Genomic DNA, 15,621 nt, shown 5'->3' with positions numbered 1-15,621 from the left:
GGGGGCAGAATAGCAGAAAAGAGAGGGACTAGGCGACGCCCGGCTCCTGCGAGCGGCTATACAGCATTTTGTAGACGGTTGCCGCCGCGGCCACGAGAGCAGGCACGCTGAGGATCATCAAAATACTGTCCGCCTGCCACTGCATGGAGAGAAGCTGGGCGCTGGTCATGGTGCCCGCCACGCCGCCGAAGCGGCCGATCCCCTGCATCCAGGCGATACCCGTCGCGCGGCACTCGGTAGGGTAAAAGGTGGTGGCCAGGGTCTGCATCCCCGACTGCGCGCCGTTCATCGCGATCCCCATCAGGAAGATTAACCCGCCAAACAGGGTGATATGATTATGCTCAATGCCGAGTAAAAGAATCAGGCCCATCGTCAGCACGAAACCACACGCGACCACCTTGTGCGCTTCCCAGCGGTCCATCATCCAGCCCGCGAGCAGAATGCCAGCGGTGCCGCCGAAAGTGAACAGCGAGGTGAGCCAGGCGGATTCCGCCAGCGCATACCCCATCCCCTGCATCAGCGTTGGCATCCAGCTCAGCAGGACGTAATAAATCACCAGTCCCATAAAGTAGGTGACCCACAGCATCAGGGTGCCGGGCAGCCAGGGCATGGAAAACAGCTGCGACACGCTGCCTTTTTTCGACGCGACCTTCTCCTCCGCCAGGAAAAAGCCTGTGACGCTATCCAGCGTGCTGCGGGCGAACCGGCTGGCGATGCGGCGAACCCGCGCGACGTCTTTCCCGCGCTGCACAAGAAACTTCACCGACTCCGGCAACAGCAGCGCCAGCAGCACCGTTAAAATCAGCGGCGCAATCGCGCCGGTCAGCAGCACGCTTCGCCAGCCATGGTGAGGGATAAGCCAGGACGAGATCGCCCCGCCGCCCGCCGCACCCAGCGGAAAGCCGCAGTACATGGTGTTAATTGCCTTGGCGCGGCAGCGCTGGGGGGCAAACTCTGAGATCAGCGTGATGGCGTTAGGCATCGCGGCGCCCAGCCCGAGACCGGTCAGAAATCGCCACAGCGTCAGGGTATTCAGACTTTGCGCCCAGGTCGTGCCCAGGCTCGCCAGGCCGAAGAACAGGCATGAAAAGACCAGTACGCGCTTGCGTCCCATACGGTCCGATACCGGACCTGCAATAAGAGCTCCCAGCGACAGCCCCAGTAGCGCCGCACTCAACACCGGCCCCAGATCCTGTTTATGTATTCCCCACTCCACCGACAGCGTAGGCGCAATGTAACCCATCGCTGCGGTATCGAAACCATCGATCGCCAGCACCAGAAAGCCCAGCACAATAAGAAGCCAGTGAAACCCTGAAAAAGGACTCTCATCGATCACCTGCTGAATATCCACCCGACCTGAATACGTCATACGTTCCCCTCCGATGTGATGTTGTTTTTGTGTTCTTGTATTTGCTTGTCTATACAATTGCGGAGGGCGGGTTGTGTCAAATTTTCTTATCCAGAATGTTACGCAGGTGTTATTTTCGACAAAAAAAGCGCCCGAGGGTAAAGCCGGGCGCGGAAGAAGGGGAGGCTAACCGGGGGATATCAGGCCGCATTTCCCTGAGAAAGGGGGGCCAGCGCCGCAGGCAGCTTACTGAGCTCCTGCACCAGAGAGTCTTTGCTGATTTCACCGATTGTTTTCGCACCGGTAAGGGTCATCGCCACCTTCATCTCTTTCTCGATCAGGTTCAGCAGATTCGCCACGCCCGCCTGGCCGCTGGTGGCCAGCGCGTACAGGTAAGCACGGCCCAGCAGCACACTGTCTGCGCCCAGGGCAATCATGCGTACCACGTCCAGCCCGTTACGGATGCCGCTGTCGGCCAGAATCGCAATATCGCCTTTCACCGCATCGGCAATGGCTGGCAGGGCGCGGGCGGAGGAGAGCACCCCGTCAAGCTGGCGGCCACCATGGTTAGAGACCACGATCCCATCGGCACCAAAACGCACCGCGTCGCGCGCATCTTCCGGATCGAGGATCCCTTTGATCACCATCGGGCCGTCCCAGAATTCGCGGATCCACTCCAGGTCTTTCCAGGAGATGGATGGATCGAAGTTGTTCGCCAGCCAGCCGATGTAATCTTCCAGCCCGGTCGGTTTACCCAGGTAGGCCGAAATATTGCCCAGATCGTGCGGACGGCCATTCACGCCGACATCCCACGCCCACTGCGGGTGCGTCACCGCCTGCCAGTAGCGGCGCATCGCGGCGTTCGGACCGCTCATGCCGGAGTGCGCATCACGGTAGCGGGCGCCGGGCGTGGGCATATCGACGGTAAAGACCAGCGTTGAGCAGCCCGCCGCTTTGGCGCGCTCAAGGGCGTTACGCATAAAACCGCGATCGCGCAGGACGTAGAGCTGGAACCACATCGGGCGCTTGATGGTCGGGGCGACCTCTTCAATCGGGCAGACGGACACGGTGGAAAGGGTAAACGGGATGCCTTTGGCATCTGCGGCGGCGGCGGCCTGCACTTCGCCCCGGCGGGCATACATGCCGCATAAGCCGACGGGCGCAAGCGCCACCGGCATGGAGAGCGTCTCGTTAAACAGCTTCGTCTCAAGGCTCAGGTCAGACATATTCTTCAGCACGCGCTGGCGCAGGGCCACTTCCGACAGGTCCTCCACGTTGCGGCGCAGGGTATATTCGGCGTACGCCCCGCCGTCAATGTAGTGGAACAGGAATGGCGGCAAAATGCGCTGTGCCGCGGCGCGATAGTCACTGGCTGCGGAAATAATCATGCTTTGTTCTCCCTGGAAATATCACTCTCGCCAGGCAGACGGGTAATACGCGCCTGTCGGGCCTGATCTTCATCGAATCGTTTAATGGTGGTATGCACGAAGCCAAGATGCGCCATCATCGCCTTGCGCGCGGCCTCGGCATCACCGGCCAGAATGGCGTTGAGCACCGCCTCGTGCTGTTCGGTCAGTTGGGCAAATACCGGCGGCACCAGATACATGCGCTGGCGGCTCTGCTTCACGGAGGATTGCAGCAGGTCGAAGAACCCGCGCATGGTTTGCAGCAGAACTACGTTGTGCGAGGCCTCGGCAATCGCGAGGTGAAAACGTACGTCCGCCTGGGAGGCGATGTCCGGATCGCTGCTTTGCGTGGCCTCAAAGCAGGCTTTGAGCTTCTCTTTGTCGGCCTCGGTTGCCCGCATCGCCGCATGCCACGCGGTGCTGGTTTCGATGGCGTGACGCGCTTCGAGGATGTCAAAGCTGTAGTCCGGGTCGTTTTCCATCAGCGTCTTAAGCGGCTGCACGATGTTTTGTTCGGACCAGTCGTCATGCTGCCAGCGCACGAAGGTGCCGCCGCCTCGACGGCTCAGCAGCACCCCTTCGCTGACCAGCGTCGCCAGCGCCTCGCGCAGTGAATTGCGCGACACGCCAAGCTGGGCGGCAAGCTGACGCTCGGCGGGCAATCTCATGCCCGCTTCCAGCTGTTGTTCTTCTATCAGCGCCCGTACGCGAGTGGCAATCTCGTCGGACAGGCGTCTGGGCATCACTATCATGGAATCATCCAGGTTAAGACATAGGCCTGCAATGTGGTGATCACGCCCACCATGCAGGTAAATATCAGGCTGTGTTTAACGGTAAAGCGGAACAGATCCGACTCTTTGCCTACCAGCCCCACCGCGGCACAGGCAATGGCGATGGACTGCGGTGAGATCATCTTCCCGGTCACGCCGCCGGTGGTGTTCGCGGCGACCAGCAGCACGTCCGAGACGCCAATCTGCTGCGCGGCTGTGGCCTGTAGGGCGGCAAACAGGGCGTTAGATGACGTATCTGAACCGGTCAGGAACACCCCCAGCCAGCCGAGGAACGGCGAGAAGAAGGTAAACGCGTGGCCGGTATGCGCCAGCGCTAACGCCAGCGTCGACGACAGGCCGGAGTAGTTCGAAATAAACGCGAACGCCAGCACCATGCCGATGGAGTAAATCGGCAGCATCAGCTCTTTAATCGTCGCCGCAAAGGTCTGCACCGCGGCGGCAGGCTTCATGCGCAGCCACACTACGGAAAGGATAGCGGCAAACAGGATGGCCGTGCCGGTGGCTGAGAACCAGTCGAACTTAAACACTGCTGCATACGGCGTGGCGTCGTGTACCACCGGCGGCATACGGGCGACCATCTTGTCGAGGAACGGCACGGAGATATTAATCACCATGTCGTACAGCGCGCCGCCCGGGGCGAACAGCGCCTTAAACGGCGGAATGCTCCACAGCGTCACGGTGGCGGTCAGGAACAGGAACGGTGACCACGCGCGCACAATCTGTCCGGCGGTATAGCCGGTGCGCGCCAGCGTCTGATCCACGTGTGATGCGCCCATGTCAGCAAAGCGGAAGATACGTACCGGCTGCCAGCGTTTCAGGAACAGCGTCAGACAGACCAGCGACACCAGGGAAGAGATGATGTCCGGCAGTTCCGGGCCGAGGAAGTTGGAGCTGAGATACTGGGCAATGGCGAACGAACCGCCCGCTACCATCACCGCAGGCCAGGTCTCCTTCACGCCGCGCCAGCCGTCCATAATCGCCATGATCCAGAACAGCACGATAATGGTCAGGAACGGCAGCTGGCGGCCCACCATCTGGCCGATCTCGAAGCTGTCCAGCCCGGTCACCTGGCCCGCCACCAGAATAGGAATGCCCATCGCGCCAAACGCCACCGGGGCGGTATTCACAATCAGGCACAGGCCAGCGGCATACAGCGGGTTAAAGCCCAGACCGACCAGCAGGGCGGCGGTGATGGCCACCGGTGCGCCGAATCCTGCCGCCCCTTCCAGAAATGCTCCGAAGGAGAAGCCGACGATCAGCATCTGCAAACGCTGGTCCGGCGTGATGTAGAGAATCGACGAGCGAATAATGTCGAACTGCCCGGTTTTGACCGAGATTTTGTAGACAAAGACGGCGGCGATGATGATCCACGCAATCGGCCACAGTCCGTAGAAGAAGCCATAGACGACGGAGGCCAGCGCGCGATCGACCGGCATTTTGTAGAAGAACAACGCCACCATCAGGGCGATGGCAACGGTATACGTCGCGGCGAGGTAGCCCTTCAGCTTGAGCTTAATCAGCGCAAAGAAGAAAAACAGGATCGGTAGCGATGCGATCAGGCTCGACAGCCAGATATTTCCGGCCGGATCGTAGTTTTGTTGCCAGAGGCTCATGCAGGTCTCCTGAGGACCACACAGGTGTTCGTCGGGTGAGTCTCTGCTCATCTCTGCGTCACACTTAGTGTAAAAGTGGTCCTTCCAATATTGTGATGTAGGGTTAATGACAACAAATGGTTAACCAAGTGTTGCTATTCAGCAATTGTTTTGTGAAGTGGAGCATCGAAATTGTGAACGATGGATAGCTTTGTGCGTGATTGGTAGGACCAAACCCGCAAAATCAAATCACCGTGTGCATTGGGAGCGGTGGTCAGGTGGAGAGCCTTACATTCGCCTTTTAAGCAGATACGGCGCGTAAAAGAGGTTATATAAAAAGGAGAGGTGATAATATTGCGTGAATTGAATGAGGTTTGTTTGTTTTATTTGTGTTTTTGAGAAGCTGTATATGTGTGAGCAGAGTGATATATTTCCTATAAATAAAAATTTTTTTTGGTTAAAAATGCGAAATCTAAGCTGTAGCAAAAAATTTTAATTAAGGTAAATTTCACATATAGATTTTAACAGTGTATTACAAACGATCAATTGATGATCGATAAGGAAATATCCTGTTCAATTGCGGTTTTTCAGGATAAAGGGTAAGAATTTTGCGCTGAACAGACATTTTTTGGCTAATAATATTCTGAAATAAATTGATCAAACAATGATCAGTTAACTCTCTTGTAATTTAGTTGCGGTATTAAAAGCAGATTAATAATTATTATGGCAATCGAAAGGGGTTAAATTTGTTAGTTGAGTGTTAATTTCTGAGTGTTTACAGACGCGGCATATTGCTTTTCAATGCGTAGACGTTAAAAGGCATTTGATTTACTATTTATTCAGAAGCAACGTAACAGAAGATTTTAAATTTATTACTAACCACAACGTATTCAGTGTTATTTTCGGCCAGAAGTCATTCCTCAGTTGAAGGATATCTGTGTATGGCCTTCTGAAAATATACGGATGATCACCATGGGATGGACCCTGCTTTATTCTATAAGGTCGCGTCACCCATTCTGCTAAAAACCTTTCGGTGGCGTTTTTAAATCCTTATAGCGGTTATTGTACATAGTACAACAAGTCTATATCTGTTTAATTTACAGAGGGGAAAGTGTTCCAAATGAAAATCAAAAATGTGGCGCTGGCGATTGCCGCGGCGGGGCTGCTGTTATCTTCCCAATCAGTACTGGCAAGCAGTGATTCTGGCGTTAATGCTTCTCTGGATACCGGTGCGGGTTCGCAAAGTACGGGCGGGGTGATCAATTTTACCGGGAAGATTACCCTTATTTCCTGTGATATTACTCCGGCCTCTAAAAACAAAACGGTAGACCTTGGGGCGTGGGCAAAAAGCTACTTTGACGATCACAACGAAACGACGCCGCGCGAGTTCAAAATCAACGTGGAAAACTGCCCGGAGACGGTTGAATCGGTTGCGGTACTGTTTGACGGAACCAAAGATACGGTGAATGACACACTGCTTCAGGTTACGCCAGGTGAAGGTATGGCGACGGGTGTCGGCGTGAAGCTTTATAACAGCGATCGCAGCACCGCGATTAAACCGGGTACGGTATCTGAAACAACCGCACCGGATGATGAAGGCAATGCTGAATTAACTTTCTATGCCGCACTTGACAAAGATGGCACGGAAATCAACGCCGGCGATGTTAACGCCGTATCCAACTTCCTGATGGTTTATAACTGATTTCACTGTCAGCCACCTCCAGAGATAATAATGATGAAACGTTTATCGTATATTATGCTCACTGCATTAATGGTTAGTTCTGCGTCAGTTTCTGCTGGCGTTGTAATGGGGGGAACACGGATCGTATACCCGCAAAACAGCAAGGAGGTGGCATTTTCTGTTTCTAATATGGAAAGTGCGGTTCCCTATCTTATTCAGTCGTGGGTTGAAGGCGATGGGCCGGATAAAAATAACGCTGCGCCATTTATTGTCACACCACCTCTGTTCAGACTTGATCCGGAGCAGACCAACACGCTGCGTATTCAATATACCGGCGCTCCGCTGCCCACAGATCGTGAATCTGTATTCTGGCTCGATATTAAAGCGATAGCGCCAAAGCCAAAAGAGAGCAGCAACGAATTACAGGTAAACGTCAAATCGAAATTTAAAATATTCTACCGTCCGGACAACCTGAAAGGGGACGCCGCCACGGCCTGGCAGAAAATAACGTTTTCGCGAACGGGAAAAGGGCTTAAGGCCGCTAACCCGACGCCATACTACGTCTCTTTTTATCGTCTGACCGTTGGCGGGCATAAAATTGAGCAGCCGGGCATGATCGGTCCAGGGGAAACCCGGGAATGGCCTGTGTCCGCCTCCGGGGGCGTAAGCTGGTCGGCTATTAATGATTTTGGTGCCATCACCGCCACCCACACCCAGCCTCTTTAAGACCATGCCTTTTCGCCTGTTTCGTTACGCGCCGCTTTCGGTGTTGCTGCTTAGCTTCAGCCGCACGGGGATGGCCGAGGATTACTTTGATCCCGCCGCGCTGGAGCTTTCCTCTACTGAACAGAAAACGGCGGATCTGCACTATTTCTCTGAAAAGGGCGGGCAGATGCCAGGCACCTGGCTCGTGACGCTGGAGATTAACGGACGCGAGGAGCGGCATCAGGAGATCACCTTCGTCAATGAGAAAGGCAGCCTGCAACCCGTTTTTAGCGTATCGCTGCTGGAAGCGCTTGGCGTAAATATAGGGGCCATTCCTGCATTCTCCCGGTTGCAGGAGGGAGAAACGTTCACGCACCTCGAGGATTTTATTCCGGCAGCGCGAACTTCTTATGATTTCAACCAGCAGCGTCTCTTTCTCAGCCTGCCGCAGGCGGCAATGAAACACCGCAGCCGTGGCTACGTGCCGCAGTCGCAGTGGGACGATGGTATCCCGGCGGCATTTACTGATTACAGTCTGTCGGGCGGTCAGGCCCGTCATCAGAGCGGGGTCACGACATCCAGCTATCTGAGCCTGCGTAACGGCATCAATCTGGGGGCGTGGCGGCTGCGTAACACCTCGGCCTGGAGCTACAGCGACGCGGGCGGCGACCATTTTCAGTCGCAAAGTAGCTGGCTGACCAGGGATATTCGCCGTCTTAACAGCCAGCTACGGATCGGTGATGCCTGGACCGCAGGCGACGTCTTCGATAGCGTGGCGTTTCGCGGGGTACAGCTCTCATCAAGCGAAAGCATGTTGCCCGACAGCCAGCGCGGCTTCGCACCAACCATCCGCGGCGTCGCACACAGCTTCGCTAAAGTCTCCGTTTCGCAAAATGGCTATGTGATCTATGAAACCTGGGTGGCCGCCGGGCCATTTATCATTAACGATCTGTTCCCGGGCGCACAAAGTGGCGATCTACAGGTTACGGTCACGGAAAGTGACGGCTCAACGCGCGTCTTTACCCAGCCCTATTCTGCGGTGCCGTTTATGCGACGCCAGGGCAGCCTGAAATACAGTCTCAATGCAGGACGATTTCACTCCGGCTCCGGTGATGCGCGTTCGCCCGAATTTGTTGAAGGCGCTTTCTTCTACGGTCTGCTCTCCAGGATGACGGTGTATGGCGGCTTTCGTACGGCGAGCAACTATCAGGCCGGTGCAATTGGCGTAGGCAGAGGGTTTGGCGCATTTGGCTCGCTGGGTATTGATGATACGCTGGCAAAAAGCCGTTTACCCGACGGCAAAAGCGCGATGGGGCAGGCGTGGCGCATTCAGTACCAGAAAGATTTCAGCGCTACCGGCACCGCCTTCAACCTGGCGAGCTATCGCTATGCCTCGCGCAATTACTACGAATTTAGTGAACTGAATCAGTCTGACAGCCAACAGCTGCAACTCAATAATCGCCGTAGCCGCTCGCAGGTCACTTTTTCACAGACGCTGGGTCAGTTCGGCAGCCTCAGCGTCTCGGCATGGATGCAGGATTACTGGCATACGTCCGGGCAGGATAAAACCATCCACATTGGCTGGTACACCAGCTGGCGGGGTATTTCCTGGGGCGCGGGGTATGACTACACCGACTCAGCGCTTGAGCAGCATCCCGATCGCACCGTGTCGTTTAACGTCAATGTTCCGCTTGGCAACTGGCTGCCGGGCAGTTCGGTCAGTTACTACGCCAACCACAACAATCGTGGGATGACCACGCAGCAGGTGTCACTCAACGGCAGCGCGCTGGCGAACCGCAACCTGAATTACAGCGTTCAGCAGAGTAAGACCAGTGAGGGAGAGGCCGACAGCACCAGCCTGGCGCTGCAATACAACGGTGGCTACGGCAACGTCAGCCTCGGTTATGACCACAGCCGAAACGGTAGCAACGCGAGTCTTGGACTCGCCGGAGGCGTTGTCGCCACGCAGTATGGCGTCACGCTTAGCCAGCCGCTGGGCGATACCGTCGCCCTGCTGCGCGTGCCCGGCGCGGCGAACGTTGAGCCGGAGGGCTACAACGGGATCCATACCGACAGCCGCGGCTATGCGGTCATGCCAACGCTCTCGGCGTATCGCAAAAATACCGTCAGCCTTGATACGGCGACGCTGGGTGAGAACGTCGACATTGAGCAAAGCGGTCTGACGCTCATTCCCACCAGCGGCGCGGTGGTGCTGGCCAATTACACAACCCACATTGGTTATCGCGTTCTGTTTTCCCTGCGCTACCACGGCGAACCGTTGCCGTTTGGCGCGCAGGCTGAAGTGGTGGAGCAGAACCGCCATTCTGCAAACCGAAGCATGGTCGCTGACGGCGGTCAGGCCTACCTGAGCGGGGTACCAGAGCGCGGCACCCTGCGCGTCACCTGGTATGAAAACGGGGAGCAGCAGCAATGCCAGACACCTTTCAGACTGGGGAAAGCTCATATGGCCCCCGGTATCGCCACGCTGTCCGTTGAGTGCCATTAGAGGAATATCATGCGTCGTTTTATTCACTGGTTTTTCTATCTGAGCCTTCTTTCGCTTTTTGGCATGCTGAGTTTTCATGCGCACGCTCAGGCCTCGCCCTGCCGCACCACGCGCGATCAGTGGGTTGTCCAGGTACCCTACGCCATTGGATATGCTCCCGGCACCGCGGATTGGACGCCGGTTTCCGCGCCGATACAGTCTACCGGGCAAGACTTCTACAACTGTGATGGCGGTAGTGACCCCTGGCGTAGTATCGGATTTGTCGAGCTGGATAACCCCGTCGGCACCGTGGTGGGGGAAGACGGTGCGTCGCGGCACGTCTACAAAACCCAGATTGACGGCATCGGCTACGCGCTCGGGTTCCGCGAGCAGCAGTACTGTGGTGCGGATGCCGTACAGTATATTGACGGCACCAGCCCGGTAGACGGCAACGAGTCCCGGCGTATCTGCGATGCCTCACAGAATCCTGCCTTTGCCAGCGCCCCAACGTATAAATTGCAGTTCTGGGTGGTGTTTTACAAAATCCCGACGACCAGCCCCATGCCTGACGATAACGCCAACTCCCAGGAGCAAAATGTCGGATCGCTGATATTGCAGGCGGGAGAAAATCAAGCCAGCGCCACCAACGTGGCGACACCAGTACAGATTCATCTCGCCAGCTTCACCGTCAGGCGTACCAGCTGCTCAGTGGGCTCTCGCAGCATTCTTGTTCCCATGGGGAGCGTGAGCCAGCGTGAATTTCACGGCATCGGCTCCCGTGCCGGAGGCGGACGCTTCAGCATTCCGGTGACCTGTGAAAATAACACGGCGGTTAAGATGGGTTTCTTTGGCGATACCACGCCGGGCAACGATCGGGCGCTGGCGTTGACGAAGCAGGAGGATAGCGCCAGCGGTGTCGGGATCGAACTGCTTTACGGTGACAATACCGGTTCGGTTCAGGGGCAGGTGGTATCGTGGAACACCCCGCAGGTGTCAGCGCTTGGCCAGGTAGGGGATAACCAGACGCAGACCTTCTGGTTTGATGCGCATTACATTCAGACGGAAGAGAACGTAACGGCGGGAAAAGCGGATGCGATGGCCACGTTTAACCTGATTTACAACTGAGTTTCCCCTGCGCAGCGGCAGGGGAGAGCGATCAGAACGCGGTCTTACTAAAACCCGTCATCTCTTTCAGGCCCATTTCGCGGCCAAGCTCAGTCATCGGGTGCACCACCACCAGGCCACGGACGCTTTTCTTCAGCTTGCCCATGTCGGCCTGCTCTTTTTTGGTGATCGCGCGGCGATGCGGCATGTTCATCAGCTTCTGCGCCTCTTTACTCAGCTTCTGGCCTTTCACATCGCGCAGGCGCTCAATTTCCGCCTCCAGCTTCACGGACTCTTTTTCCAGCTCGGCATATTTCTCGGCGGAATCAACAAGGGAGAGGCCAGCCATCTGATGGCGGATCAGATCCAGACGGTCGCTCAGGCGTTTAATTTCGTTCTTTTCGACTTCTTTCATGACAAATAACTCTGAAAACGGGGAATTTACAGGGAAGGATACACCAATGTGTGCGGGCTTACTTCTGAAACGCTTTTTTTAAGCTGATTTTAGAAATCAGCTCAGTCAGGGAAAGCACCATGGTGGAGCGGACAACTTGTTGATAACGCAGCTTTTGCATCATGTACAGCTCTGGGTCGCTGTCATCAAACTGAGGTGCGGGAGGGAGCGCGGCTACGCAGTGCAGTTCGCCGAAGGGCCCCAGGATCTCATCATCGGTGAAGGTGTACTCATTGCCGTCATGATTGAGCTCTTCGCGCAGCGCCATTAACAGCTCGGCGTCTTCATACTCCTGACGGTTGAGCACGCCAAGACCGTAAATCAGCTTCAGCCGTACCGATAAATCGCCCAGCGGTCCGTCTCCGTCCAGTAACGGTTCTACAGCATACTTTACCGCGTAGTCGTCTTTGCGAAACACCTGAAGCACCAGAATGTTCACCGCCTCGGTTAACAGCTCGACGGCGGCGATCAGGAAACTTCGTACGGTTTTGCCAGCATTCAGACGCTCAAGCACACGATTTTCAAAGGCCTGGGTTTGTTCCATTATTGCCTGCATATCTGACAATCTGTTATTCGGGCGCAGGCTAACCTGCGCCGGACTCTGCATCATTTGGTTGCGTTGTATGCGCTGACCGCCTCCGCAACCACGTCACTGTTGGCATCCAGACCGGAAATCTGCGCCAGCGCAGCCTGTGCGCCTTTGTTATCAATCAGCTGAGCCAGCTCAATCGCCTGCGGGTCCTGCTCGCTGCGGTAGTGCATTGCGGCAGCGATTCCCTTCACCAGGTTAGCGTGCGGCAGACCGTATTCCAGCGTGCCCAGCAGCGGTTTAATCAGGCGGTCGCCCGCGCTCAGTTTACGCAGCGGCTGACGACCCACGCGCTCAACGTCATCTTTCAGATACGGGTTTTCAAAACGACTGAGGATTTTCTGGATGTATGCTGCGTGTTTATCAGCATCAAAACCGTAGCGTTTGATCAGCACCGCGCCGCTCTCTTCCATTGCCCCTTTGACCACCGCACGGATGTTCTCATCGAGGATCGCGTCACGAATCGTCTGATGACCGGCCAATTTCCCGAGGTACGCGGTTATAGCATGCCCGGTGTTCAGCGTGAAGAGTTTACGTTCGACAAATGCCATCAGGTTATCGGTTAATTCCATTCCCGGAATGGTCGGCAGCGCGCCCTTAAACTGAGTTTTATCAACGATCCACTCGCTGAAGGTTTCCACGGTTACTTCCAGCGGGTTGTTGGTGGCGGATTCTGATGGCGGAACGATGCGGTCAACGGCGGAATCCACAAAACCAACGTGCGCTTCAACCCAGGCTTTATCTTCCTCAGCCACAGCGGCCAGAACGTGGCCTTTCAGCTGCGTGGTGCCGCGCACCATGTTTTCACAGGCGATGATGTTCAGCGGCGTTTCAACGCCTTGTGCTTTACGCTTCGCCAGGCCTTTCGCGACCGCCGGGGCGATACGCTCAAGCACCACCGGACCCACGGCTGTGGTGACCAGATCAACGCTCGCGATGAGGTCAATCACGTCGTCGCCAATGCTGCTTACCGCGTTGACGCCAGAGACCGTTTCAACCTGTTCGTTTTCACCCACCACGTGAACCTGATAGCTATGACGGGCATTCAGGGCATCCAGAACCACCTGATTCACATCGGCGAATGTCAGGGTAATGCCCGCGTCTGCCAGCAGTTTACCGATAAAGCCACGACCGATATTACCTGCGCCAAAATGTAATGCTTTCATAGTGTTAACCTTCATCAATGTTTTTACCCGAGAGGGCTGGGGTGAGGAACGTTTTCCCCTCACCCTAGCCCTCTCCCCGGGGGGAGAGGGAAGAGGCGCTGTTACTTGTTAAGCAGAGCCAGAACTTCTTCAACGCTGGTGGTGTTGGCCAGACGCTCAATAACCGTTTCGTCATCCAGCGCGTTGGTCAGGCTGGTAATCACCTGGATATGCTCGTTGTTGCGAGCGGCGATACCAATCACCAGACGGGCGATGTCGTCCTCTTCTTCACCGAAGCGCACGCCATCAGGATACTGACAGAACACCACGCCGGTTTTCAGCACGCGGTCTTTGGCTTCAACCGTACCGTGCGGAACCGCGATGGATTCACCCAGGTAGGTTGGGGTCAGCTTTTCACGCTCCAGCATCGCCTCAACGTACTCAGGCTGAACGTAGCCGCCTTTCACCAGCTGCTCACCGGCGAAGCGAATGGCCTCTTCTTTATTGGTCGCCGTGCGGCCAAGGAAGATATTTTCTGCGCCCAGTTTGAACAGATGCGCGTTGCTCTCGTCGAAGCTGTCTTGCAGGCTGGTGCGCACTTTCACTTCGTTATCTTCATGGCGCTGGGCCGCAACCAGACGTTCGGTCAGGCTGGTGTACAGGCCGCTGTCGAGGAAGTTGGTCAGGGAAATGTGCTGCGCCTGCGGCACCTGACGCATGGCGCGCTCGGTCAGATCGCGGTGCGTGATCACCAGGTCAACGTCCGGCGGCAGGTTGTTAATCGCGCTGTTGGTCACGGAGATGTTGGTCAGACCCGCATCCTGCACTTTCTTACGCAGCACGCCCGCACCCATTGCGCTGGAACCCATACCGGCATCACAGGCCACGATAATTTTACGCACGTGGCTCAGGTCGTTAGAGACATCACCCGCCGCCAGCGGCGTTGCGCCTTTGGATTCGGCTTTCATGTCATGCATACGACGGGTTGCCGCTTCGATATCGTCGTCTTCTTTCACCTTGCTGGTTTTCAGCAGGATAGCGGAGACCACGAAGGAGACGGCCATGGCCGCACAGATCGCCGCGATGTTCGCGAAGTAGGCGCCTTTCGGGGTCATCGCCAGCACCGCCAGAATAGAGCCTGGAGAAGCAGGAGACACCAGACCACCGCCCAGTACGCTCAGGGTGAACACGCCGGTCATACCGCCAAGGATAACGGCCAGGATCAGACGTGGGTTCATCAGCACATACGGGAAGTAAATTTCGTGAATACCGCCCAGGAAGTGAATGATAGCCGCGCCGCCAGCAGACTGTTTCGCGCTGCCGCGACCAAAGAACATGTACGCCAGCAGAACGCCCATACCCGGACCCGGGTTCGCTTCAATCAGGAAGAAGATGGACTTGCCGAGATCGTGTGACTGCTGGATACCCAGCGGTGAGAAGATACCGTGGTTGATGGCGTTGTTCAGGAACAGGATTTTCGCCGGTTCAACGAAGATAGACGCCAGCGGCAGCATGTCGTGCGCCACCATGAAGTTAACGCCCGCCGCCAGCAGCTTGGAGAGCACTTCAACCGCCGGGCCAATGCCGAGGAACGCCAGAATCGCGAGGATCATCCCGATGATGCCCGCGGAGAAGTTGTTCACCAGCATTTCGAAGCCGGATTTGATCTTGCCATCAACCCAGACGTCAAATTTCTTGATCGCCCAGCCGCCCAGAGGACCGGCAATCATCGCACCGAGGAACATCGGCATATCCGCACCGACAATCACCCCCATGGTTGTGATGGCACCCACGACACCACCACGGTCACCGCCCACCAGACGACCACCGGTATAACCGATGAGCAGCGGCAGCAGGTACGTAATCATTGGGCCAACAAGTTTCGCCAGCGTTTCGTTAGGCAACCACCCTGTCGGAATAAATAATGCGGTGATAATACCCCACGCGATAAACGCGCCGATATTTGGCATCACCATGTTGCTGAGGAAACGACCAAAGCTTTGCACTTTGATCTTGAAATCGGATGACATAAAACACCCCTTCTTATGTTTACGCTTAGGCTTGTGGCCCGAGGTTTATCGTTAATGTGCGGCGGCAGAGGTAGCCGGGCCCTGTTCTGATGCTGTGAAATCTGGCACTGAATCGTTCAACTGTCCAGACAGCGGAATTTTGTGTGATCTGAATCACATGAATGTAGGGGGTGAGGATATTAATGAAGTGATCGCGATCACATAATGGGTGTGTAAAAAAAATACATTGCTCAGAATTACGCCAAAATGAGGGCTATTTTGTGATTAATATCACAATGTTAAGTTGGCTGT

The 15,621-nt window shown here is 55.9% G+C and carries 12 protein-coding genes; 4 read left to right on the top strand and 8 right to left on the bottom strand.

Annotated features, from left to right (window positions below; all coding sequences use genetic code 11):
• Window positions 1-28 precede the first annotated feature (28 nt).
• The 4 genes from BFV65_RS20625 to lldP form a co-directional block, all read right to left on the bottom strand.
• Window positions 29-1,369, bottom strand: a complete 1,341-nt coding sequence (locus tag BFV65_RS20625) for an MFS transporter (protein WP_069597051.1) — start codon at window positions 1,367-1,369, stop codon at window positions 29-31.
• 179 nt (window positions 1,370-1,548) lie between these two features.
• A complete protein-coding gene (lldD, locus tag BFV65_RS20620; protein ID WP_022649770.1) occupies window positions 1,549-2,736 on the bottom strand; it encodes an FMN-dependent L-lactate dehydrogenase LldD in 1,188 nt (395 codons plus the stop codon).
• A complete protein-coding gene (gene lldR / locus BFV65_RS20615; RefSeq protein WP_023298877.1) occupies window positions 2,733-3,506 on the bottom strand; it encodes a transcriptional regulator LldR in 774 nt (257 codons plus the stop codon). The genes lldD and lldR overlap by 4 nt, the downstream gene beginning before the upstream one ends.
• Window positions 3,503-5,158: an L-lactate permease gene (gene lldP, locus BFV65_RS20610; protein WP_069597050.1), complete on the bottom strand. Its 1,656-nt coding sequence runs from the start codon at window positions 5,156-5,158 to the stop codon at window positions 3,503-3,505. The genes lldR and lldP overlap by 4 nt, the downstream gene beginning before the upstream one ends.
• A gap of 1,099 nt (window positions 5,159-6,257) precedes the next feature.
• On the opposite strand from lldP, the gene BFV65_RS20605 reads away from it, so the two are divergent.
• From BFV65_RS20605 to BFV65_RS20590, 4 genes are read left to right on the top strand one after another with little or no spacing between them, the layout of a single operon-like run.
• Window positions 6,258-6,839, top strand: a complete 582-nt coding sequence (locus tag BFV65_RS20605; protein WP_003860173.1) for a fimbrial protein — start codon at window positions 6,258-6,260, stop codon at window positions 6,837-6,839.
• 30 nt (window positions 6,840-6,869) lie between these two features.
• Window positions 6,870-7,544 carry a fimbrial biogenesis chaperone gene (locus BFV65_RS20600; RefSeq protein ID WP_022649767.1) on the top strand — a complete coding sequence of 225 codons (675 nt, stop codon included), beginning with the start codon at window positions 6,870-6,872 and terminating at the stop codon, window positions 7,542-7,544.
• A 4-nt stretch (window positions 7,545-7,548) separates the two neighbouring features.
• Window positions 7,549-10,029, top strand: coding sequence for a fimbria/pilus outer membrane usher protein (locus BFV65_RS20595; RefSeq protein WP_069597049.1), 2,481 nt, complete (start codon window positions 7,549-7,551; stop codon window positions 10,027-10,029).
• Window positions 10,030-10,038: 9 nt separating this feature from the next.
• The gene (locus BFV65_RS20590; RefSeq protein ID WP_046620394.1) at window positions 10,039-11,133 is read left to right on the top strand and encodes a fimbrial protein; all 1,095 of its coding nucleotides are present in this window, start codon (window positions 10,039-10,041) and stop codon (window positions 11,131-11,133) included.
• A 31-nt stretch (window positions 11,134-11,164) separates the two neighbouring features.
• Here BFV65_RS20590 and BFV65_RS20585 read toward each other — a convergent pair whose 3' ends face one another.
• The 4 genes from BFV65_RS20585 to BFV65_RS20570 all read right to left on the bottom strand — a co-directional run bounded on the left by BFV65_RS20585 (window position 11,165) and on the right by BFV65_RS20570 (window position 15,330).
• Window positions 11,165-11,527, bottom strand: coding sequence for a YibL family ribosome-associated protein (locus BFV65_RS20585; protein ID WP_022649764.1), 363 nt, complete (start codon window positions 11,525-11,527; stop codon window positions 11,165-11,167).
• 58 nt (window positions 11,528-11,585) lie between these two features.
• Window positions 11,586-12,176, bottom strand: coding sequence for a mannitol operon repressor MtlR (gene mtlR, locus BFV65_RS20580; RefSeq protein ID WP_023298873.1), 591 nt, complete (start codon window positions 12,174-12,176; stop codon window positions 11,586-11,588).
• On the bottom strand, window positions 12,173-13,321 hold the full coding sequence (gene mtlD / locus BFV65_RS20575; protein ID WP_069597048.1) for a mannitol-1-phosphate 5-dehydrogenase: 1,149 nt from the start codon (window positions 13,319-13,321) through the stop codon (window positions 12,173-12,175). The genes mtlR and mtlD overlap by 4 nt, the downstream gene beginning before the upstream one ends.
• 101 nt (window positions 13,322-13,422) lie before the next feature.
• Entirely contained in the window at window positions 13,423-15,330 is a 1,908-nt protein-coding gene (locus BFV65_RS20570) for a PTS mannitol transporter subunit IICBA (protein ID WP_022649761.1), read from the bottom strand.
• Window positions 15,331-15,621 lie beyond the last annotated feature (291 nt).

Source organism: Enterobacter hormaechei subsp. hoffmannii, assembly GCF_001729745.1.
GTDB lineage: Bacteria > Pseudomonadota > Gammaproteobacteria > Enterobacterales > Enterobacteriaceae > Enterobacter > Enterobacter intestinihominis.
This window is presented reverse-complemented; position numbering and strand designations above follow the sequence as displayed.

Coding starts and splice junctions, on each gene's coding strand:
- BFV65_RS20625 (WP_069597051.1), bottom strand. CDS start 1,369: ATGACGTATTCAGGTCGGGTGGATATTCAGCAGGTGATCGATGAGAGT.
- lldD (WP_022649770.1), bottom strand. CDS start 2,736: ATGATTATTTCCGCAGCCAGTGACTATCGCGCCGCGGCACAGCGCATT.
- lldR (WP_023298877.1), bottom strand. CDS start 3,506: ATGATAGTGATGCCCAGACGCCTGTCCGACGAGATTGCCACTCGCGTA.
- lldP (WP_069597050.1), bottom strand. CDS start 5,158: ATGAGCCTCTGGCAACAAAACTACGATCCGGCCGGAAATATCTGGCTG.
- BFV65_RS20605 (WP_003860173.1), top strand. CDS start 6,258: ATGAAAATCAAAAATGTGGCGCTGGCGATTGCCGCGGCGGGGCTGCTG.
- BFV65_RS20600 (WP_022649767.1), top strand. CDS start 6,870: ATGATGAAACGTTTATCGTATATTATGCTCACTGCATTAATGGTTAGT.
- BFV65_RS20595 (WP_069597049.1), top strand. CDS start 7,549: ATGCCTTTTCGCCTGTTTCGTTACGCGCCGCTTTCGGTGTTGCTGCTT.
- BFV65_RS20590 (WP_046620394.1), top strand. CDS start 10,039: ATGCGTCGTTTTATTCACTGGTTTTTCTATCTGAGCCTTCTTTCGCTT.
- BFV65_RS20585 (WP_022649764.1), bottom strand. CDS start 11,527: ATGAAAGAAGTCGAAAAGAACGAAATTAAACGCCTGAGCGACCGTCTG.
- mtlR (WP_023298873.1), bottom strand. CDS start 12,176: ATGATGCAGAGTCCGGCGCAGGTTAGCCTGCGCCCGAATAACAGATTG.
- mtlD (WP_069597048.1), bottom strand. CDS start 13,321: ATGAAAGCATTACATTTTGGCGCAGGTAATATCGGTCGTGGCTTTATC.
- BFV65_RS20570 (WP_022649761.1), bottom strand. CDS start 15,330: ATGTCATCCGATTTCAAGATCAAAGTGCAAAGCTTTGGTCGTTTCCTC.